Raw genomic sequence first — 22,149 nt, forward strand, 5'->3', positions numbered from 1 at the left:
ACACGGGGAACCCCATGAACACAAACAAGAAGACATTGACCATTCGGGCGCGCTTGATCGCGGGGTTCGGCGTGGTTCTTATCGCGCTCGTCGCGCTGACGGTAATCGCGATCAGCCAGGTCGAGATGGTTCGAGCGCGGCTCGACGACATCATCGACGTAAACGGCGTAAAGGAACGTTACGCGATTAACTTTCGCGGAAGTGTCCACGACCGCTCCATAGCAGTGCGTGACGTGACGCTTGTATCCGCAGCTGAACTTCCTTCGGTCATCGATCACATTCATGGGCTCGCGAGCCAGTACGAAGAATCGGCTGGCCCGCTCGCCAGGATCTATGCCGAACGTACCGACATCACCGCGGAGGAACGGGCCATCTATGCACGTGTCAACGCCGCGTGGGAGCAAAGCCTGCCGCTGATCCAGCAGGTGATCAGCTTGCAGCAGGCGGGCGACGTCGAGGGTGCGCGCAGGATCCTGCTCAATGATGCGCGTCCCGCGCTTGTCGAATGGCTGGCCGGAATCAACGCGCTGATCGACTATCAGGAGCACCTCAACCAGCAGGAAAGCGCCGAGGCGCGCAAGATCAGCACAGATTTTCGCTGGTTGATGATCGTGCTGACGCTGCTTGCGTGCGGGGTTGGCATCGCCGTCGTCTACGCGACCGTGCGCAACATCACCCAGGCCCTCGGGGCTGAGCCGGGCGACGTGGTGGAGCTGGCCGAGTCGATCCGCGCGGGCAACCTCGCGCGCCGGATTGAGTTGCGGCGCGGCGATACGTCGAGCGTGATCGCCGCGATGGCGCGCATGCAGCAAAGGCTCGCCGAAATCGTCACGCAAATGCGCGACGCCGCGCAGGGCGTCGCGGCCGCCACGGAGCAAATCGCGCTGGGTAACGCCGACCTGAGTACGCGCACCGAGCGACAGGCCACCGAGCTCGAACAGGCGAGCGGCGCGCTCGAAGAGTTCGACTCCAGCGTGGCGGCCAATGCCCAAAGCGCGGGCAACGCCGACGAACTGGCAAAGCATGCTTCGGCTACTTCAGCACAGGGTGGCACCGTGGTTGGTCAGGTCGTGAACACGATGCGCGCGATCAGCGAATCGTCGAACCGCATCGAGGACATCATCTCTGTCATCGATTCGATCGCATTCCAGACTAATTTGCTGTCGTTGAATGCCGCAGTCGAAGCGGCGCGGGCCGGTACTGAGGGTCGCGGCTTCGCGGTCGTCGCCAGCGAGGTGCGCATGCTCGCACAACGCAGCGCAGCTGCCGCGAAGGAAATCAAGGAACTTATCGGCGCGAGCAGCGCGCGGATTAGCGAGGGGGAGCGGCAGGTCGATGCGGCCGGTACGACGATCTCCAACATCGTCGAAGCATCGCAGCGCGTCACGCACATCATGGAAGCGATGCACCAGGCCTGCCGTGCGCAGACGCAGCAGATTGGCGAAGTACGCGGCGTGATCGGGAACCTTGAGCAAAACACGCAGCAAAACGTGACGCTGGTGCAGCAGTCGGCCGCTGCGGCGCAGACGCTGAAGGAACAGGCGCAGGGCTTGCTGGACACGGCGCGGGTATTCACGCTCCCGTTTCAGACGCATTGAACGAGCCGGTCGATAATATTTGACTATAGGTCCAGTTGTAAGGGACGCGGCTTCATTGATGTTGGAGCCGATCTATGGATTAAGAAACGCCTCAACTGCTTGTGACCTGATCGTCGGCTAGTGTCATGAGTTAAAAATTCATTGAATGATGCCGATCACGTACTAAAGTGTTCTGTGTAGCACTTGATACGCGGAGGCAACGATGAGTGGACGGTCCAAAGGGGAACTCGTGCTGAGCGATTCGGAGCGCGAAGACCTGCAAGCGTTGACGATGCGACGCAAGACCGCGCAGGCCCTGGCATTGCGGGCGCGCATCGTGTTGGCCTGTGCCGATGGCATGGACAACAAGACAGTCGCGACGAAACAGCGGGTCACTCAGCAAACGGTTTCGAAGTGGCGGGCGCGGTTCGTGATCCATCGTGTGGACGGACTGCTCGATGCACCACGGCCCGGCGCACCGAGGACGATTGATGACGCGCGCGTCGATGCGGTCATCGCCAGGACGCTCGAGTCCGTGCCTGTCGGAGCGACTCACTGGAGCACGCGCACGATGGCTCGCGAAATGAAATTGTCGCAGACGGCGGTCACGCGGATCTGGCGTGCCTTTGGTTTGCAGCCGCATCGGCAGGAAACGTTCAAGCTTTCCAGCGATCCGATGTTCGTCGACAAGGTGCGAGATATCGTCGGGCTTTACCTGGACCCGCCGCTCAAGGCCATGGTGCTGTGCGTGGACGAGAAAAGCCAGATTCAGGCGCTCGATCGCACGCAACCCATGTTGCCGTTGGCACCCGGTATCCCTGAGCGACGCACCCACGATTACATGCGCCACGGCACGACCACGCTGTTCGCGGCGCTGGACATCGCTACTGGTGAAGTCATCGGCGAGGTACATCGGCGCCATCGCAGCAGCGAATTTGTACGCTTTCTGCGCACCATCGAAGCCAGCGTGCCGTCTTACCTGGAGGTGCATCTGGTGATGGACAACTATGGCACGCACAAAACGCCCTCGATCAAAGCCTGGTTCGCTCGTCATCCCCGCTTCCATGTTCATTTCACACCCACCTCGGCGTCGTGGCTTAACCAGGTCGAACGATGGTTCGCTGCGCTCACTGAAAAATACCTTCGACGCGGTACGCATCGGTCGACACGTCAACTCGAAGACGCGATCCGTCATTACCTGGACGTCTATAACGCGAACCCCAAACCGTTTGTCTGGAGCAAGTCGGCCGATGAGATTCTGGCCAGCCTCGAACGGTTTTGTGTGCGGGTCCGGAAGGCTGCGGCAGGAGCATCATGAATATCAATACCGACGCAATTGATGAAGTTTCCCTGGCGCTTCTCTATCTGACCCTGCATGACCGATACCGTGCATGGAAGGGCTTCGACTGGGATGTGCTGAACCGACTCCATGAACGAGGCTTCATCGAAGACCCTGTCAACAAGACGAAATCCGTGATCTTTACGGAAGGAGGACTGCGAGAGTCCGAGCGACTTTTTAATCGGCACTTTGTCATTCCGGAAGGAACAGGGAGTTGATTCAACGAACTTCTAACTCACGACACTAGCACTCCACATCCGCGGGCCATCTGGACACACAACCAGAATCGGGCGAGGAGGCATGGCGCCAAAGAAGAATGCAGCCCTGTATCGCTTGATCAGTACATGGTGCCATCACAGATTCAGTTGCGGACCCATAGACCAGATCGGGATCTGCTGGATCTTGTCGTTTGGTGTGCGCTGGAAACCGCGGTCAGGTCTGATCGGAACGTCCGACGTCTTGCACGTGCAAATGCTCTGTCTGTGGATCATATGCCTTGCAGGAAGCTGGCGCTATCGGCGTCAGGCCACCTGGAAGAACTCCGAGGAATATGCCTGGCCCATGCCTTCCGATAACACATCAAACGCGTCTATGGATATCTCGACCACGTTTTCGCCGTCTGCAGTCATGACACCCACACTATCGCGAATACCTTTCCGGATCCAGCATCTGAAATCCCGATCCATACAGATCATATTGTCCGGCTCGCTTTTGAGCACATCACGTGCGTCTTTCACAGAGCAAATCATCGCCATATCTTTCATTGCCTGACCACCTGTGCATCCCCACCCACGATTTCCGTTGGACTGGATGTACGTTGCCCGGTTCACCCGCGCGAATACCCGTTACCTTGGCAGTGGGTTCGGCAAACTGTAATACCGTCCCGGCGGCATTATCTGTAGGCCTGGGACGGTCGACCCAGCAGCGCCGGAGGCGGCCCGAGGTGCGCTTGCAGCAGCGGGTGCGGGAACAACTGTACTGGACTGTCGGCCCGCTTCGGACGCCGGTGTGCTGCTGCCGGACGAGTCCGCGTCGGAACCCGGGTCGTCTTTATAGACCGGCGGCGCCGGATTGCCGTCGGAGATCAGGTACTGGCGACGCTGCAGATACGCGTCCCGCACGAATGAATACTTGTCGAGGGCGGCTCCCGCCAGGAGGTCGCCTGCTCCGAGCAGCGATGCGCGCAAGCTGACCACCCGCACCCCATAAAGGGTCGTGCGGAGCCAGATCGGCTGGACGAACGTTGTCAGATCGCCTTCGAATTCGACGAGCATCCCCGCGGTATCACGCACGGTGCTTGGACCGAGCAGCGGCAGAACGAGATACGGCCCCGGCGGCACGCCATAGTGGCCGAGCGTCAGTCCAAAGTCGGCCGTGTGCTTTGGCAGCCTCGCTATCGTCGCGACGTCGAACAGGCCACCGACACCAAAGACTGTATTGATGGCAACGCGCATGACATCCTCGACGCCATCGGTAATCTTCAGCTGCAGCAGATCGTTGGCAGCCGTGTACACGTCGCCGATGTTTGAAAAGACGTTCGTAACACTGTCCTGTGCCGGCTGCGGAAGCGCCCATACATACACCTGTGCTACTGGCCTCAAGGCATACTGGTCGACCTTGTCATTAAGCGTGAAAACAGTGCGATTGAGTCCTTCGAGCGGATCGCCTTTCGTCGGCGTCTTTACCGTCGCGCAGCCCGCCAGTACAAATGTTGCCGCCACCACCATCCCTGTGGCGCGTATCGTCACCATTACTGCTCTCCTGATTTTGCCTCGGGACTAGCCTCCGGCTGGATCCTTGACAATGCGAAACATTCAATACACCGCAGGCATACCTGGCGGCCGATGTTTGAAGCGTCGGTGCACCCAGTAATATTGCTCGGGGAATCTCACGATCTGTTCCTCAAGAAATTCATTCATGCGACGCGCGTCGGCAATGTCACTCCCTGACGGGAAATCGGTTAGCGGCCTGAAGATCTTCAACTTATAAGCACTTCAGTTACGAATGGCACAACCCGCGCGTGCCCCAGTCTTGCGAGCCGCGAAACCATCTCTGCGCCAAACCTGCCGCGTTGTCGCCTGGCCAGGTCGCACATCCGGGCATCTGACATACGGGTGTAAAGCGAGGCAACCGGGAAATGTGTCGAGTAGAGCATGCAGCCGACCTCAATGCCCACAAAATGAAAGCCCATAAAGATGGTAGGTGGAGCATTCTTGTCATCGAGATCAATTTCACTTTCAAGCTGCACACAATCCCTGATCGACTGCGCGCTGCCAAACCACTGAATGCCCCGTTCAAGATAGCTGCGAACTACATGCCGAAAGTGTTCTCTCGCAAGCTCGTCGTGTTCACGCGTAGTCTTCTCCGGGAAGCAGAGACGAAGGTTCACGAGGACCACATGTTTGCGACGACTGGGAAGGGTATAAAGCGCTCCCCCAAGTGCACTGCCGAGCCTCGCGACAAACGTGTAAGGAAGCATGGACAATATGCGGAGCAACGCTACCATGAGCGCAAAGCCAAGTTTTTTCAAAAGTTTCCCTACCCAGGATGCGCCATGACTCGGCGAGGAGAAGCCCTCCTTGGACAGCCCCGCACCACGAGCACCCGCTCCGATGCACCCGAGCCTCAGTTGAACGTTTCCGTTCGCGAAATCAATCGACAACCATACAACCTAGGAGCAAGTGACTGGTTACCAACAAGACATACAGTGTTACTGAATCTGACGGGCGACGCAGTCGATCGTGAGACACACGACAGAGACGCTGTGCAACGTGCTTTGGATCCGACAACCGATTGAATGAATGATGCTGCAACGGCGCGAAAGCGCGCGGACATGTCCGATGCGTGGCAACCTCACCCGCGATCAGAAATCTCCACGATCGACGTGCGTGGCCGCGTCACGCGATTGACTACCGGCATCCGCGCCCCGCGCCACACGACGTGCGAGCCGAACGCCGCGCTCAACCACTGCAGCGCCAGCAAGGTGTCGCGCAATGGCACGAGCGGCAGGTCGCGCCAGAAGCTGCTCGAATAGCGGGCGCTGCGCGCATGCAACAGGATGCGCGCACTGACACCCGTAACCGTGCTAATCGACAGCGTTAACAACAAGCGTGCCGCGCCCGCTCGAGCATATTGATCAGGTTGCTGACCTTCCGGTTGCTGCTGTGCACGCGCGAATCGACGGCCAGTTCGATGTCGCGATGCGAACAGGCGGCCTGCAAACGCCGGACCACCGCGATGGCCGGATCAACCGGCGAAGACACGCCGAATAGCAACTGGAAGCATGAATGCGCCTGCTCGCAGAACGTGACGAGGTTTTCATACAGACGCGGCTCAATCCCGCACAACGGCTTAAGCACGCTAACGGAGGACAAGCCTGGCTGCCGGGCACAGGTGCGCTTGCTAAAAAAGGCATCGCAACGGCGGCTATGCCCGCGTAGATTGTAGCAACAGAGCACAGCAGAACCAGCGGCCACTCAAATATATGAAGCGAATACACCGTCATTGCTTTCCGCCTCCTGTGGACTATGGCACTTTTTGCGTTAAACTGACCAATGGAACTATTGCTGGGACGCTGATTCGCACGTTCATACTCCCATGTTTCGTACATCCGGGCGGCATCGATTTGCCGCAGCACCGAAGCGAAGCATTCGCCAGCAATTCCACACGCAAGCAACACTATTGCGCGAGGTTGTGTGCCGACCTTCACCTCAATTACAAACAGGAGCTCAAGCTCAATTCTCGTGCGTCGATGGCCGCCGCAGATACATGGGTGATGTCAGAACCGCTTGGAAAAGCCGATGCTAAAGCCACGCGGAAGCAACTGAACGAATACCGGCCTATCCCACCTTGTGGTCCAATAGCCGACCGCTGTACCCAGCGCGAGTACTAGTAATCCACCAAATCAGATAGTCTGCGACTGAATCTCAGGTTGCAGGATGACAAGCTGACGTCCTGGACACTCGCGTGAGCCGGAGATGCTGTGGCCCATTGGGCCGATGGGGGTGACGTGGCGACCGGCGACTGCTGAGTGGAACGCGAGTCTAGCCGCCTTTTTGGTTAGCAGCACCAGGCAGATGATGGCTGTAACAGCACCGGTCCGAAAGACTGGAGTCTGAAAGGTCTCGTCGGATAAACCGAATACCGCGAGCGTGGCCAGCGCGAGCGCCACGATGAAGACAGATGCCAGTGACGCTGTCATCAGATACGCTCGAAGCATGTCCATGGTGGACGGTTTCATAAGGGTGTTCAACGGTGTCAATGCCAAAAATCTCGAAGACGCTTGCGCAGCGCCTTCACCTATCGCGCAGCGGCAGCGCGGCGCTCCAACTCTATGTGCCTTTCTACAGTAACAGACTCTTTCGGAGATGCTACCCCGCGGTCCTGAAGGAAAACTTAGCCAAATCAGCGTAACGTGCATCAAACCGAGAAAGGCCGCTAAACTCGTATTGGCCGGCAGACAAGCATTGAAAGTGAAAGACGCCGTCGATGACGATACCTTGGGGTACCCCTCTTTATGCGCACTCTCCTTGTTGAAGACGACAATCTGATTGGTAGCGGTGTTGAAGCAGGACTTCGCCAGGCGGCATTCACTGTTGACGGGGCGCGCGACGGCCGGGATGCGCAACTTGCTTTGGGTACCACGAAATATGCTCTGGTCGTTCTAGATCTCGGCCTTTCCAAGGGCTCTGTCAGGTTGATGGTGAGGCGGCAGGGAAGCGGTGGCCGTGATAAAAGGGACTTTCTCTTCTAGGGACTTTCTCTTCTTCATCACCGCATTGTACTGCCGCCTCACCATCAACCTGGCAGAGCCTTGGCCAGTGAATGCCGACCATGTCCCAATTGCCTTGCCCGGTGTAGTCGGCGCCCACGCAGGCGTCGGCATTGGCATGTTGAACCACCCGGGCATCAGTTCGAGGCCGGCGCGGAATGATCGGCAGGCATCCCAGCTGTGTTCACCTCGTGTGCCCCGTCCGTGTGGTGCTGGATCGCGTAGATCTCGCGATTGCGGGCGATCGTGGCTTCCGACGGCGGATAGTCGTTGTTGTGGGACGGGACCAGTCCTTCGGCCTGGGCCTGTTGCAGTTGCGCCATGACTTCCGCATGCGTCAGTCCCGACGGATTGGATTGCGCAAAGGCGGCACTGCCGAACGACAGACTAAGGGCGGCAACGGCAAAAGCAGTAAGCAGTTTCATGATGTCTCTCCGATGGTGTGCAAGAAATGAGTGGTCCGAACCACGCTTCACATTCTTGTCATTTCACCTGTCGGCGCACTGACCCGCAGATTACGGTTCTGTTAACCGCACGCAAGCGATAAAAAAACTCCAGATAACAGACTTGTAATTTATCGGACCGTAGCCCGTAAGCCCCCAGCCAGCACACTTCCGACTCATGAAGCGCATGCCATGCGCCGTCCGTTGCATTGAAAAGACGGGCGCTTCCATCTGCCTCTTTTCAGGAATCCGTCATGTGGATCGTCAAGCTCGCGCTGCGCCGGCCCTACACATTCGTGGTCCTCGCCCTGCTGATCTTTATCGTTGGCCCGCTGGCGATACTGCGCACGCCGACCGATATCTTTCCGAACATCGACATTCCGGTGGTCAGCATCGTCTGGTCGTATAACGGCTTCTCCGCGCAGGACATGGCGAACCGCATCACGTCGAATTACGAACGCGCGCTGACTTCCGACGTCGACGATATCGAGCACATCGAGTCGCAATCGCTGAACGGCGTTTCAGTGGTGAAGATCTTTTTCCATCAGGGTGCGGACATCAATCGCGCGATCGCCGAGGCCGCGTCCAATTCGGCGTCGATCTTGCGGGTGCTGCCGCCCGGCACGCTGCCGCCGAACATCATCACGTACAACGCGTCGACGGTGCCGATCCTGCAGTTGGGTCTCTCCAGCAACACCTTGTCCGAACAGCAGCTCTACGACCTCGGCAATAGCCAGATCCGCACGCAACTGGCGACGGTGCAAGGCGCTTCCGTGCCCCTGCCGTTTGGCGGCAAGGTCCGCCAGATCATGGTCGATATCAACCCGCGCGCGTTGCAGGCCAAGGGCCTCGCGCCGCTCGACGTGGTCAACGCCGTGAACGCGCAGAATCTGATCCTGCCGGGCGGCACGGCCAAGATCGGCACGAAGGAATACAACGTGCAGATGAACGGCAGCACGGACACGGTCGCCGCGCTGAACGACCTGCCGATCAAGACGGTGGCCGGTGGCGTGGTGTATGTGCGCGATGTGGCCCATGTGCGCGACGGCTATGCGCCGCAAACCAACATCGTGCGCAGCGACGGCAAGCGCGCGGCACTGCTGACCATCGAGAAATCCGGCAGCACGTCGACGCTGACGATCATCCAGCAGGTCAAGGCGATGCTGCCGCATATCGCGGCCGGCTTGCCGAGCGCGCTGCATATCACGGCGCTAGCCGACCAGTCGGTGTTCGTCAAATCCGCGGTGGTCGGCGTCGCGCGCGAAGCGCTGATCGCCGCCTGCCTGACCGCGTTGATGATTTTGTTGTTTCTCGGCAGCTGGCGCGCCACGCTGATCATCGCTGTGTCGATTCCGCTCGCGGTGCTGACCTCGCTGATCGCGCTGGCCGCGCTCGGCCAGACCATCAACATCATGACGCTCGGCGGCCTCGCGCTCGCCGTCGGGATTCTCGTCGACGATGCCACCGTCGCGATCGAAAACATCACGCATCATCTGGAGAATGGCGAGCCGCTGCATGACGCGATCCTGAACGGTTCGGGAGAAATCGCCGTGCCGACCTTCGTGTCGACGCTGTCGATCTGCATCGTGTTCGTGCCGATGTTCCTGCTTTCCGGTGTCGCGCGCTATCTGTTCGTGCCGCTCGCCGAAGCGGTGGTGTTCGCGATGATCGCCTCGTATTTCTTCTCGCGCACGTTGATCCCGACGCTCGCCATGTACCTGATGCGGCCGCGCGGCAATGCGCCGGTGACGGGCAACGGACCGATCGCGCGTCTCGTACGTTTTCAGGCTGGCTTCGAGCATCGTTTTGAATTGCTGCGCGAACGCTACCGCGGCGTGCTCGCCGCGGGGATCGCCCGCCCGCGCCGCTTCGTCGCGATCTTCCTGCTGCTGTGCATCGGCTCGCTCGCGCTCGTGCCGTTTGCCGGACGCGACTTCTTTCCCGCTGTCGATACCGGCGAAATCCGGCTGCATCTGCGCGCCCCTACCGGTACACGGATTGAAGATACCGCCAGCCTCACCGATGAAGTCGAAGCCCGCGTGCGCAGCGTGATTCCCAAACAGGAGTTGTCCGCGATGCTCGACAACATCGGCGTGCCGGTGAGCGGCATCAACCTCACCTACGATTCGTCGGACCCGATTGGTCCCGAAGACGCCGACGTGATGATCACGCTCGCGGCAAAACACAAGCCGACCGCGGCCTATGTCGCGACCCTGCGCACGACGCTCGCCAAGGATTTCCCGGGCGTGAGCTTCGCCTTCCTGCCGGCCGACATCGTCAGCCAGATTCTGAATTTCGGCCTGCCCGCACCGATCGATATCCAGATCGTCGGCAATAAGCTCGCTGCCAACCGCGTGGTGGCGAACCGCCTGCTCGCGCAACTACGCGGCGTGCGCGGCCTCGTCGACGCGCGCATCCAGCAGCCGGGCGACGAGCCGGCGATCAACGTCAACGTGGACCGCACACGGGCGATCCAGGCGGGCTTGCTGCAACGCGACGTGTCGCAGAATCTGCTGATCGCGCTGTCCGGCAGCTCGCAGACCACGCCGAATTTCTGGCTCGATCCGAAGAACGGCGTCAGCTATCCGCTGATGGCGATGATGCCGCAGTACGACATCGACTCGCTGCAGGCGCTGGCCAATATTCCAGTGGCGCCAAGCGGCAGCGCGGGTTCTGCTGCCAGTAGCGCGGCCGCTTTTGCCAATGGCGCCGGCGCTGCTCCACAGAACCTGCTCGGCGCGCTGGGCACGCTGTCGCGCGGCACTCAGCAAGCCGTCGTCTCGCACTACAACGTGCAACCCGTGCTCGACATTTTCGCCTCGGCGCAAGGCCGCGACCTCGGCGGCGTGGCGGCCGACGTGAACCGTCTGGTCGACCAGATCCGGCCGCAATTGCCGCCGGGCGCGTCGATCGTCGTACGCGGCCAGGTGCAGGCGATGCACGATTCGTTCGCCGGTCTCGCAAGCGGCATGGTGTTCGCGATCGCCCTCGTCTATCTGCTGATGGTCATCAATTTCCAGTCGTGGCTCGATCCGTTCATCACGATCAGCGGCTTGCCGGGCTCGCTCGCGGGCATCGCGTGGATGCTGTTCAGCACGGGGACCCGGCTGAGCGTGCCGGCGCTCACCGGCACCATTCTGTGTATCGGCATCGCGACGGCCAACAGCATTCTCGTGATCAACACCGCGCGTGAACTGCACCACGGCGGCAAGCCGCCCCTGCAGGCGGCGCTGGAAGCGGGCTTCAGCCGCTTCCGCCCGGTCTTGATGACCGCGCTGGCGATGCTGATCGGCATGCTGCCCATGGCGCTCGGCCTCGGCGACGGCGGCGAACAGAACGCGCCGCTCGGCCGCGCGGTGATCGGCGGGCTCGCGCTCGGCACGGTCTCCACGCTGCTGTTCGTGCCGGTCGTCTACGGGATGGTGCATGCGTGGCGGGACAAACGCCGCGCCGCCGAGCAGAGCACGCAGGAAGCCGACCTTGCCGCCCGCACCCATTGATTCCGACGAGAGCCTCCCCATGAACGATTCATCTCTTCCGCCCGAACTCGACGATCGCGCCGGGCCGTCCGCGAACCGCGCTGACCGTCACGTGGAAAATGCCGCGGGAAATGCCGCGGGAAATGCCGCGGGAAATGCCGCGGGAAATTCCGCGAAAAGCGCGGCGCAAGCGCCCGCGGCGGCCGCGCACCCGACACCGCGCCGGCGCCTGTGGCCACTCGCCCTGACCGGCCTCGCGGCCGCCTTGCTGCTCGCCGGCATCCTGCCGCGTGTCTCCGCGAGCGCCGCACTGACGCAACAGACCCAGGCGCAAAGCGCGCTCAGCGTATCGGTGCTCACGCCACGCCCCGCGCCGTCCTCGAACGAGTTGCTGTTGCCCGGCGCGGTCACGCCGTTCGCGGAAGCGTCGATCTACGCGCGCACGAGCGGCTATCTGGCGCACTGGACGAGCGATATCGGCGCCCAGGTCAAAAGCGGCCAGACGCTCGCGACGATCGACGCCCCCGACCTCGACGCGCAACTGCGCCAGGCCCGCGCCGACGAAAGCACCGCGCAGGCCAACTACGACTACGCGAAGACCACCGCGCAGCGCTGGCAGGACATGTTGAAAACGCAGTCGGTCGCGCAGCAGGACGCCGATACGAAAACGAGCGACATGGAAGCGCGCCGCGCGATGCTGGACTCGGCGCAGGCGAACGTCGCACATCTGGCCGAACTGGTCTCGTACGAAAAAATCGCCGCGCCGTTCGACGGCGTGATCACCGCCCGCCACGTCGATGTCGGCGCGCTGGTGACGGCGGGCGGCACGCCCGGCACCGCCGGCATGTCGGGCGAGCTGTTTCATATCCAGCAGAACGGCATTCTGCGGGTCTTCGTGGACGTGCCGCAGAACGACGCGCCGTATGTCACGCCGGACACCGCCGTCTATCTGACTGCCCAGCAGTATCCCGGCCGTCACATTGCCGGGCGGGTGGCGCGCAGCACCGGCTCGATCGATCCGGCGAGCCGCACGTTGCGCGTCGAGGTGGACGTCGACAACAAGGACGGCGCGTTGATGCCGGGCGCCTATGTGCAGGTGCATCTGGCGTTGCAATCGTCGACGCCCGCGCTCGATTTGCCGGTCAGCACACTGCTGTTTCGCCCGGATGGCGTGACGGTCGCGGTGGTGGACGGCAACGGCAAGGTGGCGCTGAAGACCGTGCACATCGGCCGCGATTTCGGCACACATGTGGAAATCACCACGGGCCTGGCGGCCACGGATCGCGTGATCGACAACCCGGGCGATTCGCTGAGTGCGGGACAGGCCGTGCAGATCGCGCCGGCCACGCATAGCTGAGCGCCCGTCATCGTAAGGATGTTTGCCATGTCTTTTAGCTTTACTTGCCCGTTGCTGCGGCGCTCGCTGGCCGTGGCGCTGACCGGCGCGCTGGCCGCCTGCTCGACGCTCCCCGCTTATCAGCGGCCCACTGCCGATGTGCCCTCGCAATTCGCGGGCGCCACGCCCGGCTGGGCGCAGGCGGCGCCCGCCGACGCCGCGCCGCGCGGGCCCTGGTGGACGATCTTCGGCGATCCCGTGCTCGACCAGCTCGAAGCGCGCATCGACGTCTCGAACCAGACCGTGCGCAAGGCCGTCGCGCAGGTCCAGCAGGCGCGCTCGATGGTCGACTATCAGCGCGCGGGATTTTTCCCGACCATCACCGCCGGCACCGCCCAGGAGCGCTTTCGGACCTCGCAGAACATCGTGGGACGCTCGCTCGCGGGCAAGACCATACCTGACTATTCAGCGGGCGTGTCGGCGAGCTGGGAGCCCGATCTGTTCGGCCGGGTGCGCGACAGCGTCACGGGTGCGCAAGCCAATGCCGATGCCAGCGCAGCGGACCTCGAAGCGGTGCGTCTGTCGATGAGCTCGGATCTCGCCGTCGACTATTTCGCGCTGCGCTCGCTGGATACGCAGAAAAAGCTGCTTGACGACAGCGTGCATGCGTACGCCGATGCATTGAATCTGCTCCAGCAGCAGTTGAAGAACGGCGCGATCGACGCTTCCGCAGTCGCTCAGGCCACCACGCAGCTCGAAGCGACACGCACTCAGGACACCGACATCGACGTGACCCGCGCGCAGATGCAGCACGCGATCGCGACCCTGATCGGCGAACCTGCTTCGACCTTTGCGCTGCCGGCGAACGGCTCGGCCATGGCGCCGCCGGCCATTCCGGTCGGCGTGCCCTCGCAACTGCTCGAACGGCGGCCCGATATCGCCGCTGCCGAACGGCGCGTGGCGGCGGCAAATGCGCAGATCGGTGTGGCGCACGCGGCGTTCTTCCCCGATCTGATGTTGTCGGCGAGTGCGGGGCTGGAAAGCAGCTTCTTCGCGCCGTGGCTGAGCGCGCCGAGCCTGTTCTGGTCGATCGGGTCGCAACTCGTCGGCACGCTGTTCGACGGCGGCCAGCGCAGCGCCACGCTGCACGGCGCGACCGCGCAATACGACGGCACGGTCGCCGATTACCGGCAGTTGGTGCTCGTGGCGTTTCAGCAGGTCGAGGACAACCTCTCGGCCTTGAATTCGCTTGCGGACGAAGCCGCCAGCCAGCAGCGCGCGACCAGCGCCGCCGATCTGTCGTTGCGCCTCACGACCAATCGTTACAACGCGGGCGCGGTCAGCTATCTCGACGTGGTGACTGCGCAGACGATCGCGTTGACGAACGAGCGCACGGCGGATCAGATTGCCGCGCGCCGGCTGGAGTCGAGCGTGTTGTTGATGAAGGCGTTGGGCGGCACGTGGCATGACGTTGGTGCGAGCCCAACGGCGGCTGATGTGGCGGCTGCGGCGGTTGCCGCGAAGCCCAACGGCGGCTGATGCGGCGGCTGCGGCGGCTGCGGCGGTTGCCGCGACGCCCGGCGCTGAGACCGGTATTGACCCGCTTGCAGGCAAGCGTGCGATGCGACCCGAAGTGCAGTCCGAAGTGCGGCCTGTTACGCAGTCCGCAGGAACGTGAGAATGAAGCGCGTGCCGTGCATGTCGCTTTCCGCGCGCACGGTTGAGTTCAAGCACGTAGCCAACGCCACGCACCGTATGAATCAGCTTGATGGGGAAATTGTCGTCGATCTTTGTGCGCAGCCGGCGAATCGCCACTTCAACAACGTTAGTGTCGCTATCGAAGTTCATGTCCCACACATAGGATGCGATCTGCGTGCGGCTCAGCACCTCGCCCTGGCGGCGCGCGAGCAGTTGCAGCAGCGAGAACTCGCGCGGCGCGAGATCGACACGGATACCGCCGCGCTTGACGCGCCGGCGTCTTGACGATGGTCCAGCCGTCCATGCCGGGCAGCATCACATCGAGCACGATGACGTCGTACTCCTCTTCCTGCGCGAGGATCAGGCCTTGCGGGCCGTCGTTGGCGACGTCGACCGCGTAGCCGGATTCCTCCAGACCATTTCTCAGATAGGCCGCTGTTTTCAGCTCGTCCTCGATCACCAGGATTCGCATTTGACGCTCCGCGTTGCATTGATCTCTAAATCATACCGGCAAGCATCGGGCGTCGAGATTACGACGCCGGTAATGTTATGCGTTGATTGCGGCCTCGTGAGGGTTCTGGTGCAAACAGCCGGTGAAACCGAGACGTCTCCAATACATAAGGAGTCCTTATTTATTGAATAGGACAGCATTCCAGACGGCGGGTGCAGTAGTATCCTTGAGTCCGAGAGTGCGGAGATTAAACTGACCCTTGCGGATGCGGTGCATCAACTCGATGCCTGAAATCGTGGTCTTCGCACACCTGAATCGTTTGAATCCGAGCATCACGTTCGTTCTGGACTTGATGTTTCGATGATCCTGTTCGATCGCGTTATTCAGATACTTCGAGGAGCGCACTTGCGTTCCCTCAGGTTCTGTCGCAATAACGATGCCGCGTTAAAGTTCGGGATGCACAAACTTTGCTTCGGCTCACGATGAAGAAGACCGCGATACCACGAACGGCCCTTGCTACAGGCATTGCGAAGGTTTTGAAGCGGCTTCATTATCCGCTGGATGTGATGCTGCTGTGCGTGCGATGGTATGTGGCCTATTCGCTAAGTCTTCGCAATCTCGAGGAGATGATGTCTGAGCGCGCCATCGGCGTCGATCATTCGACGGTGCATCGGTGGGTGATCAAACTGCTACCGTTGTTCGCAAAGACGTTTCGCAAGCACAAACGCCCGGTGGGCACGAGCTGGCGCATGGATGAAACATATATCAAGGTCAAAGGCTCGTGGAAATACCTGTATCGCGCCGTGGACAAGGCGGGTAACACCATCGACTTTCTGTTCAGGGCCAAGCGGGACAAAGCCGCCGCGCGCCGCTTCTTCGATAAAGCCATCGCTCAGAACGGCGCACCCGAGACGGTGACCATCGACAAAAGCGGTTCCAATCTGGCGGCGCTTCATGCGGTGAACGCCGAGCGCGAGACGCCCATCAAGGTCCGGCAGGTCAAGTATTTGAACAACGTGGTGGAGCAGGACCACCGGGCTATCAAACGTCGCACTAGACCGATGCTCGGGTTCAAGAATTTTGACTGCGCGCGTGTCATTCTGAGCGGCATCGAAGTCATGCACATGATCAAAAAAGGACAGATGCAGGACTTTGGCAAAATCCAACTGTCCGCCGCGCAGCAGTTTTACTCGCTCGTTTCATAAGCAATACATAACAATTGCGTTTCCTCGTCCATCGCGCCTTACTGCGACAAAACCCATAAGTGCTGGCCCCGCAACTCCATCGATTCAAGGCGCTTTGAAGCCAGCCAGCGCGCAAGTTGTCGGCACCGTCACGGATGGCAGCGATCCGGCGACCGGGTTGGGCTTAAAGAATACGTAATTGGAAAGAGCAAGAAGGAATTTTCGTTGGCGCGATGTGTGAATATCGATAACCGATCAGATTTGCAGATGTGTTTGCCGAAAAATGTTCAAACGACGATTGCGAAGGTGCCAGCCGTAATTAAGATATTGACATTCAAGGATGACAAGCTTGCCTCCGTTGAGGTAGACATTCCGTTCAGCAATCGGGTCGGTGGGGAGGGAGTCGCCCAAGCACTTCTCGCGGAATATGGTCAGCCTCAATTCGAAGGCGAAAGTCCATCGCATGGCGCAAACGGCACTGTCACGTTGCTGAGATGGTCGAGTAAGATCGCGTGATGAAGAATGCAAAATCGCTCCACCACGGTCATCGCTTTCCGGCGGCGGTCATCAGTTGCGCGGTGCGGTGGTGTTTTAGGTTTCCGCTCAGCCTGCGTGATATCGAAGAGCTGCAGTTCGAGCGCGGGGTTATCGTGAGCTACGAAACTGTCCGTCGCTGGTGCGATAAATTCGGTGCATGTTTCGCACACCGCATGAAAGCCGCGCGGCGCAAGCTTGGCAACACCTGGCATCTTGACGAAGGTGTGTCACGAACACAAGCGAAAGCTTGTGGTGCTGTACTGAAGATGGGAGTTGGCCTCCCGGAGTCGGCTTGCAGGAGCAGGCTTCAAACCGCCCGGTGCTGCTGCGTTCAAAAGGCGTGGTGGTGAGCGACCGCGGAAAAGTCATCCATCAGGGTGGCAGGTAGGTGTTGAGAAGATGAGCGAAAGCAAACCGTTCGATGACGCGTCGTTAAGGTGTTAAAGCGCTGTCAAAACTGGAGTCGTTTCGTCACTCCAGGATCAGTCAGGACGAGACCTGCTTACGGACCTGATGGCAGCCGGCGTAAAGGCGGCATGAGCTCAACACAGGCTTCGGTACGGAACGTGAGAACCTTGTTGCGGATGCAAAGGGAAATGACAAATGGGTGCGCCGGGAGACCGGCAAGGAGTAGATGGTGAAAGTCCATTACGATGAAGGTGTAGCGAACCACATCGGCCCCGAGCCGTGCGCAGGCGCCCGCGAGGGTGTCGGCGAAGCGTCGGTAGGGGAGCGTGCAGGCCAGCCATTGAGCCGCGATATCTTTAACGTCTCAGGTGCCGACGTCGTCCATTTGGCGGAAGGCAACACGGAGGGGCGCGCCATCGCAAGTGCCTCGACGACTTGGCGCGGTCGCAGACCCTGGCATGCACGGACGATCCTTGTGCGGGAACCGGGAGATCTCTCGTCTGGCCTGTCGCAGCACGGGCAGGTCCGCATCGGGAAGGCGAGGAGCCGTAGCCGATGATGGACGGACGTGAGAAGTCAGACTCCGCCGTAGTAGCGACGAAGCCTGCGAACAACGCCGGGAAACCGGCTGCGGAGTGGGCGGAGCCAAGGGCGGGGACCAAGGGGAGCACGGGTCAGTCCAACACGTGCCGGGCACAGAACCGGGAAAGCGTGTCACACGGGCTGGAACGTGTACGGCAGGCAGCAAGGCAGCGGAAGAAGGAGCGGTTCACTGCGTTGCTGCACTATGTCACTATCGACCGGCTGCGGGAGTCATTCCGTGCGCTTAAGCGCATGGCGGCTCCGGGTGTGGACGGTATGACATGGCAGTACTTCGAGGCGGCGCTGGAGGAGAATCTCCAGCGCCTGCACGCACAGGTACAGAGCGGCGCGTACCGGGCGTTGCCCGTTCGGCGGCAGTACATACCCAAGCCGGATGGCAAACAGCGCCCGCTGGGAATTGCCGCGCTGGAGGATAAAATCGTCCAGCGCGCGGTGGTTGAAGTTCTCAACGCTATCTACGAAGAAGATTTTCTTGGCTTCTCGTACGGGTTTCGGCCCGGGCGCAGTCAACATGATGCGATGGATGCGTTGTCAACCGCCATCGATCGCACCTCGGTGAACTGGATACTGGACGCCGATATTCGGAACTTCTTTGACGGACTGAGCCAGGAATGGCTAGTCCGTTTTCTGGAGAACCGGATCGGCGATCAGCGCATCATCCGCCTTGTGCGCAAGTGGCTCAAGGCGGGCGTTCTGGAGGATGGAGAGCTTAGCGTCAGTGAAACCGGTACACCGCAAGGGGCAGTGGCCTCGCCGCTGCTCGCGAACGTGTACCTGCACTACGTGTTTGATCTCTGGGCGCAGCAGTGGCGACGGCGAGAAGCCAAAGGCAACGTAATCATCTCGCGGTACGCGGATGATATCGTGGTCGGTTTCGAACACGAAGCAGACGCGAGGCGCTTCTGGGACGCGATGCGAGCGAGGTTGGCGAAGTTCGAGCTTGCGCTGCACCCGGACAAGACGAGACTGCTGGAGTTTGGGCGCTATGCAGCGCACAGGCGAAAGCATCAGGGTCTTGGTCGGCCAGAGACGTTCACCTTTCTGGGCTTCATCTTCATCTGCGGGCGTTCACGCCGCGGCGCCTTCCAGCTACAGCGGAAGACTCGCGGAGATCGCATGCGGGCGAAGCTCAGACAGATCAAGGACGCACTCCGTCGGCGTATGCACGAGTCAATTCCAGAGCAAGGGAAGTGGCTCAAACAGGTCGTTCAGGGGTACTTCGCATATCATGCGGTGCCCACGAACTTCCGCGCGCTTTGTGCTTTTCGCCACCACGTCCGATCCCTCTGGATGCGCGCGCTACGGCGGCGTAGTCAGAAAGACCGCACGTCATGGACGCGGATGACGCACATCGCAGACGCATGGCTCCCGCATCCTCGCATACTTCACCCGTGGCCGAACCAGCGATTTGCCGTCAAGCACCCGAGGTAGGAGCCGTATGCCCGAATTGGGCACGTACGGATCTGTGCGGGGGGTGCCCGGTAACGGGCATCCCTACCGCGATCAGACACCATGAGGAAGAATACCGATGCCGCAACGAGGGGCGGAGCTGCCCGTAGTAGTGTTGAAGCCCTTGTAATGAGGGTGAAGCGAAGGGGCGGCGTTATCCTGTTGGCGACGGTCACCAACCTGCTTGCTGGGGATGAGTGACATGAGCTCAACAAAACCGTATTGCATTGCGAAGCGCACGGTGTGGGAAGCGTATCAGTTGGTGAGGGCCAACCGGGGTGCTGCAGGCGTGGACGATGAAACGATCGCCATGTTTGAGCAGGACCTGTCGGGCAATCTGTACAAGTTGTGGAACCGGATGTCATCGGGGTCGTACTTCCCGCCACCGGTGAAGCAGGTTGAGATACCGAAAGCCAGGGGTGGTACCAGAAAGCTGGGCGTGCCCACCGTGTCTGATCGAATTGCCCAGACAGTTGTCAAGCTCATGATCGAGCCGATACTCGAACCGATATTCCATGAAGATTCCTATGGGTACCGGCCGGGGAGGTCGGCGAAACAGGCGGTTGCGGTAACGCGTGAGCGCTGCTGGAAATACGACTGGGTTGTTGAGTTTGACATCAAGGCGGCATTCGATCAGATCGATCATGGCCTCCTGCTCAAGGCGGTGCGCAGGCATATCAAGGCGGACTGGATCCTGCTGTATATCGAGCGGTGGCTGACAGCGCCGTTCGAGACTGCGGACGGAGCGAGACTGCCGCGAGTGCGCGGTACACCCCAAGGTGGAGTGGTCAGCCCGATGCTGATGAATCTGTTCATGCACTATGCGCTTGATGCATGGATGCAGCGACACTTCCCGCAATGTCCCTTTGCGCGTTATGCCGATGATGCGGTGGTTCACTGCCGCAGCGAGGCGCAGGCGCAGGAGGTCATGCACGCCATTGCCCAGCGGCTGGCGGAATGCGGGTTGGAGATGCATCCTGAGAAGTCAGGCATCGTGTATTGCAGGGACCGAAGTCGTACTCAAGCCTACCCGAATGTGACCTTCACATTTCTAGGTTTCCTGTTTCGTCCGCGAAGGGTGATGACCAGGTCTGGGCAGCTCTCAACGAGCTTTCTGCCCGGGGTGAGTCGTGATGCCCTGACACGGATGAGGCAGAAAGTACGGGGGTGGCGACTACCTCGTCAGACGTTTCGGTCACTGGTCGAACTGGCCGATCAATGCAATCCCACGATACGTGGCTGGTGGAACTATTACGGGGCTTTCTATCGGACGGCCATGCAGGGGCTCGGTCTGTATCTCGACCGCAAGCTCGCACGCTGGGCCCGATGCAAGTACAAGACACTACGACGGCATAAACGGCGTAGCGAGGAGTGGTTGCACAAGATGAGGAAGGGGTACCCGCGACAGTTTGTGCACTGGCAGTTTCTGGGGGTAAAGGTTGGATAACGGGAGCCGTGTAAATCGAGAGGTTTACGCACGGTTCTGCGAGAGGCTCGGGGTGAAATCCCCCGGGCCTACTTACCTATTTGTGACGTTGCGCGGCGAGCCTTATCTTTTGTGGCGCGCCGTCGATCAGCACGGGGCTGAACTTGATATCCTGCGGCAGAAGCCCCGCGACAAGGCTGCAGCGAAGCGGTTTTTCAAGCGTGTGCTTGCCTCATGTGCGGAAGTGCCGCGCAAGATCGTAACCGACCAGCTGCGCAGCTATCCGGCGGCGAAAGCCGAGATTCCTGAACTCGCTCATGTCAAGCATGTCTACGTCACAGCCAGCGCCCGGGTCAATAACCGGGCCGAAAACAGTCATCAGCCGACGCGCGAACGGGAACGACGAATGCGTGGCTTCCGCGATCCCGAACGTACGCAAGTCTTCTTATCGAGCTTCGGTCCGATCCGTCAGCACTTCGCGCTCAAGCGACACCTGCTACGCGCCTCACTCTATCGCAAAGAACTGTATGCGGTCCGTCAGCGACGTCCTTGAGCGAATTTCGTAACACTCTGATGCTACGTGTCCACGTGGACAGCTGGCATCAGAGTGTATGAGTGAGAAACGAGATTTGCTTACCCGGTTGGTGACCGGCCGGAAACGAGATGGTCGTCGTGAATACGACGATGCCGCTCGCGATGAACTTGTGCAGCTTTGTCTGCAGCCTGGCGTCTCCATCGCGAGGACTGCAATGGAGCACGAACTCAATCCGAACCTGCTGCGCAGCTGGATCGCGCGGTATCAGAAGAGCCAGGCCCAGGTAGAGCGCGAGAAGGTCGCCCAAGCGCCGATGGTCGCCGATTGCGTCCCGATCGACCTCTCGGGTACACCGTCGGCATTCGTGCCGGTCGTGTCGACTGCTGCTCCGCCGGTGGCACTGCCACCAACATCGTCGGCTCCAGTTCCTTCGATGACGCTCTCGTTGCGCGTGCGTCTTTCGAACGGCGTCGAATGCGATGTTGGTGAGGCTAGCATCGACGAACTGATCACGGTGATCCACACGCTCGGGAGGATGCCGTGTTCCGGTTCGACAAAGATCTGAAGGTGTACCTGCACCGCGATCCCATCGATTTCCGGCCGGCATCAACAGCCTGTCGATACTTGTCGAGCAGGCGATGCGTTTGAATCCAATGTCGTCAGCGCTCTACGTGTTCGGCAACCGGCGTTGCGACAAGATCAAGATTCTCGGCTGGAGTGGCAATGGCTTCTGGCTCCTGATGAAAAGACTCGAAGCGAAGGACCATTTCGTCTGGCCTGATAGCAAGACGCAGATCGTAACGCTGTCCGTCGAGCAGTTGCATTGGCTTATCGAGAGCATCAACATCACTGCGGTCCAGCGACATCCCAAACGCAACTATGCCCGGGTAAGCTGAACATGTCATCAGCATAC

General features: G+C 60.4%; 18 protein-coding genes and 6 pseudogenes. 15 read left to right on the forward strand and 9 right to left on the reverse strand.

The window, feature by feature from the left end:
- Window positions 1–14: 14 nt before the first annotated feature.
- The 3 genes from P0D84_RS39595 (at window position 15) to P0D84_RS39605 (ending at window position 3,134) form a co-directional block, all read left to right on the forward strand.
- A complete protein-coding gene (locus P0D84_RS39595) occupies window positions 15–1,598 on the forward strand; it encodes a methyl-accepting chemotaxis protein (protein ID WP_408347342.1) in 1,584 nt (527 codons plus the stop codon).
- Between the two features lie 202 nt (window positions 1,599–1,800).
- Entirely contained in the window at window positions 1,801–2,895 is a 1,095-nt protein-coding gene (locus P0D84_RS39600) for an IS630 family transposase (RefSeq protein ID WP_408347345.1), read from the forward strand.
- Window positions 2,892–3,134: a DUF6429 family protein gene (locus P0D84_RS39605; RefSeq protein WP_408347348.1), complete on the forward strand. Its 243-nt coding sequence runs from the start codon at window positions 2,892–2,894 to the stop codon at window positions 3,132–3,134. Before P0D84_RS39600 ends, P0D84_RS39605 begins: the two co-directional genes overlap by 4 nt.
- 303 nt (window positions 3,135–3,437) lie before the next feature.
- Here P0D84_RS39605 and P0D84_RS39610 read toward each other — a convergent pair whose 3' ends face one another.
- The 6 genes and pseudogenes from P0D84_RS39610 to P0D84_RS39630 all read right to left on the reverse strand — a co-directional run bounded on the left by P0D84_RS39610 (window position 3,438) and on the right by P0D84_RS39630 (window position 7,156).
- Window positions 3,438–3,680 carry a hypothetical protein gene (locus tag P0D84_RS39610; RefSeq protein WP_408347351.1) on the reverse strand — a complete coding sequence of 81 codons (243 nt, stop codon included), beginning with the start codon at window positions 3,678–3,680 and terminating at the stop codon, window positions 3,438–3,440.
- Between the two features lie 81 nt (window positions 3,681–3,761).
- Window positions 3,762–4,667 carry an MlaA family lipoprotein gene (locus P0D84_RS39615; RefSeq protein WP_408347354.1) on the reverse strand — a complete coding sequence of 302 codons (906 nt, stop codon included), beginning with the start codon at window positions 4,665–4,667 and terminating at the stop codon, window positions 3,762–3,764.
- A gap of 63 nt (window positions 4,668–4,730) precedes the next feature.
- Window positions 4,731–5,422, reverse strand: a pseudogene (locus tag P0D84_RS39620) (LpxL/LpxP family acyltransferase).
- A gap of 347 nt (window positions 5,423–5,769) precedes the next feature.
- A complete protein-coding gene (locus P0D84_RS49110) occupies window positions 5,770–6,021 on the reverse strand; it encodes a glycosyltransferase (protein ID WP_459252229.1) in 252 nt (83 codons plus the stop codon).
- Entirely contained in the window at window positions 6,015–6,290 is a 276-nt protein-coding gene (locus tag P0D84_RS49115) for a glycosyltransferase (protein WP_459252230.1), read from the reverse strand. Before P0D84_RS49115 ends, P0D84_RS49110 begins: the two co-directional genes overlap by 7 nt.
- A 530-nt stretch (window positions 6,291–6,820) precedes the next feature.
- A complete protein-coding gene (locus tag P0D84_RS39630; RefSeq protein WP_408347356.1) occupies window positions 6,821–7,156 on the reverse strand; it encodes a hypothetical protein in 336 nt (111 codons plus the stop codon).
- A gap of 276 nt (window positions 7,157–7,432) precedes the next feature.
- Between P0D84_RS39630 and P0D84_RS39635 the strand changes: the two are divergent.
- Window positions 7,433–7,648: pseudogene (locus tag P0D84_RS39635) on the forward strand (response regulator); the annotation flags it as partial.
- A gap of 176 nt (window positions 7,649–7,824) precedes the next feature.
- Here the strand turns inward: P0D84_RS39635 and P0D84_RS39640 are convergent.
- On the reverse strand, window positions 7,825–8,112 hold the full coding sequence (locus P0D84_RS39640; RefSeq protein ID WP_408347359.1) for a DUF4148 domain-containing protein: 288 nt from the start codon (window positions 8,110–8,112) through the stop codon (window positions 7,825–7,827).
- A 272-nt stretch (window positions 8,113–8,384) separates the two neighbouring features.
- On the opposite strand from P0D84_RS39640, the gene P0D84_RS39645 reads away from it, so the two are divergent.
- From P0D84_RS39645 to P0D84_RS39655, 3 genes are read left to right on the forward strand one after another with little or no spacing between them, the layout of a single operon-like run.
- Window positions 8,385–11,630 (forward strand): efflux RND transporter permease subunit, encoded by a 3,246-nt coding sequence (locus P0D84_RS39645; RefSeq protein WP_408347362.1) that lies wholly within the window; start codon window positions 8,385–8,387, stop codon window positions 11,628–11,630.
- 19 nt (window positions 11,631–11,649) lie between these two features.
- Window positions 11,650–12,966 carry an efflux RND transporter periplasmic adaptor subunit gene (locus tag P0D84_RS39650; RefSeq protein ID WP_408347365.1) on the forward strand — a complete coding sequence of 439 codons (1,317 nt, stop codon included), beginning with the start codon at window positions 11,650–11,652 and terminating at the stop codon, window positions 12,964–12,966.
- Window positions 12,967–12,993: 27 nt separating this feature from the next.
- A complete protein-coding gene (locus P0D84_RS39655) occupies window positions 12,994–14,484 on the forward strand; it encodes an efflux transporter outer membrane subunit (RefSeq protein ID WP_408347368.1) in 1,491 nt (496 codons plus the stop codon).
- 183 nt (window positions 14,485–14,667) lie between these two features.
- Here the strand turns inward: P0D84_RS39655 and P0D84_RS39660 are convergent.
- Window positions 14,668–15,115 (reverse strand): annotated as a pseudogene (locus P0D84_RS39660) (winged helix-turn-helix domain-containing protein); the annotation flags it as partial.
- A gap of 156 nt (window positions 15,116–15,271) precedes the next feature.
- Window positions 15,272–15,496: pseudogene (locus tag P0D84_RS39665) on the reverse strand (DDE-type integrase/transposase/recombinase); the annotation flags it as partial.
- An 80-nt stretch (window positions 15,497–15,576) separates the two neighbouring features.
- Between P0D84_RS39665 and P0D84_RS39670 the strand changes: the two are divergent.
- From P0D84_RS39670 to tnpB, 8 genes and pseudogenes are all read left to right on the forward strand, one after another.
- Window positions 15,577–16,299, forward strand: a complete 723-nt coding sequence (locus P0D84_RS39670; protein ID WP_408347371.1) for an IS6 family transposase — start codon at window positions 15,577–15,579, stop codon at window positions 16,297–16,299.
- Window positions 16,300–16,515: 216 nt separating this feature from the next.
- Window positions 16,516–16,794 carry a hypothetical protein gene (locus P0D84_RS39675; protein WP_408347374.1) on the forward strand — a complete coding sequence of 93 codons (279 nt, stop codon included), beginning with the start codon at window positions 16,516–16,518 and terminating at the stop codon, window positions 16,792–16,794.
- Window positions 16,794–17,036: pseudogene (locus P0D84_RS39680) on the forward strand (IS6 family transposase); the annotation flags it as partial. The gene P0D84_RS39675 and the pseudogene P0D84_RS39680, both read left to right, overlap by 1 nt.
- A gap of 742 nt (window positions 17,037–17,778) precedes the next feature.
- A complete protein-coding gene (ltrA, locus tag P0D84_RS39685) occupies window positions 17,779–19,257 on the forward strand; it encodes a group II intron reverse transcriptase/maturase (RefSeq protein ID WP_459252231.1) in 1,479 nt (492 codons plus the stop codon).
- 220 nt (window positions 19,258–19,477) lie between these two features.
- Window positions 19,478–20,722 carry a group II intron reverse transcriptase/maturase gene (gene ltrA / locus P0D84_RS39690; protein ID WP_408347377.1) on the forward strand — a complete coding sequence of 415 codons (1,245 nt, stop codon included), beginning with the start codon at window positions 19,478–19,480 and terminating at the stop codon, window positions 20,720–20,722.
- Window positions 20,718–21,254 (forward strand): annotated as a pseudogene (locus P0D84_RS39695) (DDE-type integrase/transposase/recombinase); the annotation flags it as partial. The gene ltrA (P0D84_RS39690) and the pseudogene P0D84_RS39695, both read left to right, overlap by 5 nt.
- A gap of 58 nt (window positions 21,255–21,312) precedes the next feature.
- Entirely contained in the window at window positions 21,313–21,801 is a 489-nt protein-coding gene (locus tag P0D84_RS39700) for a transposase (protein ID WP_408347380.1), read from the forward strand.
- Between the two features lie 40 nt (window positions 21,802–21,841).
- The gene (gene tnpB / locus P0D84_RS39705) at window positions 21,842–22,132 is read left to right on the forward strand and encodes an IS66 family insertion sequence element accessory protein TnpB (RefSeq protein WP_408349704.1); all 291 of its coding nucleotides are present in this window, start codon (window positions 21,842–21,844) and stop codon (window positions 22,130–22,132) included.
- Window positions 22,133–22,149: the final 17 nt, after the last annotated feature.

It is taken from the genome of Paraburkholderia sp. RL17-337-BIB-A, assembly GCF_046025895.1.
GTDB lineage: Bacteria > Pseudomonadota > Gammaproteobacteria > Burkholderiales > Burkholderiaceae > Paraburkholderia > Paraburkholderia fungorum_C.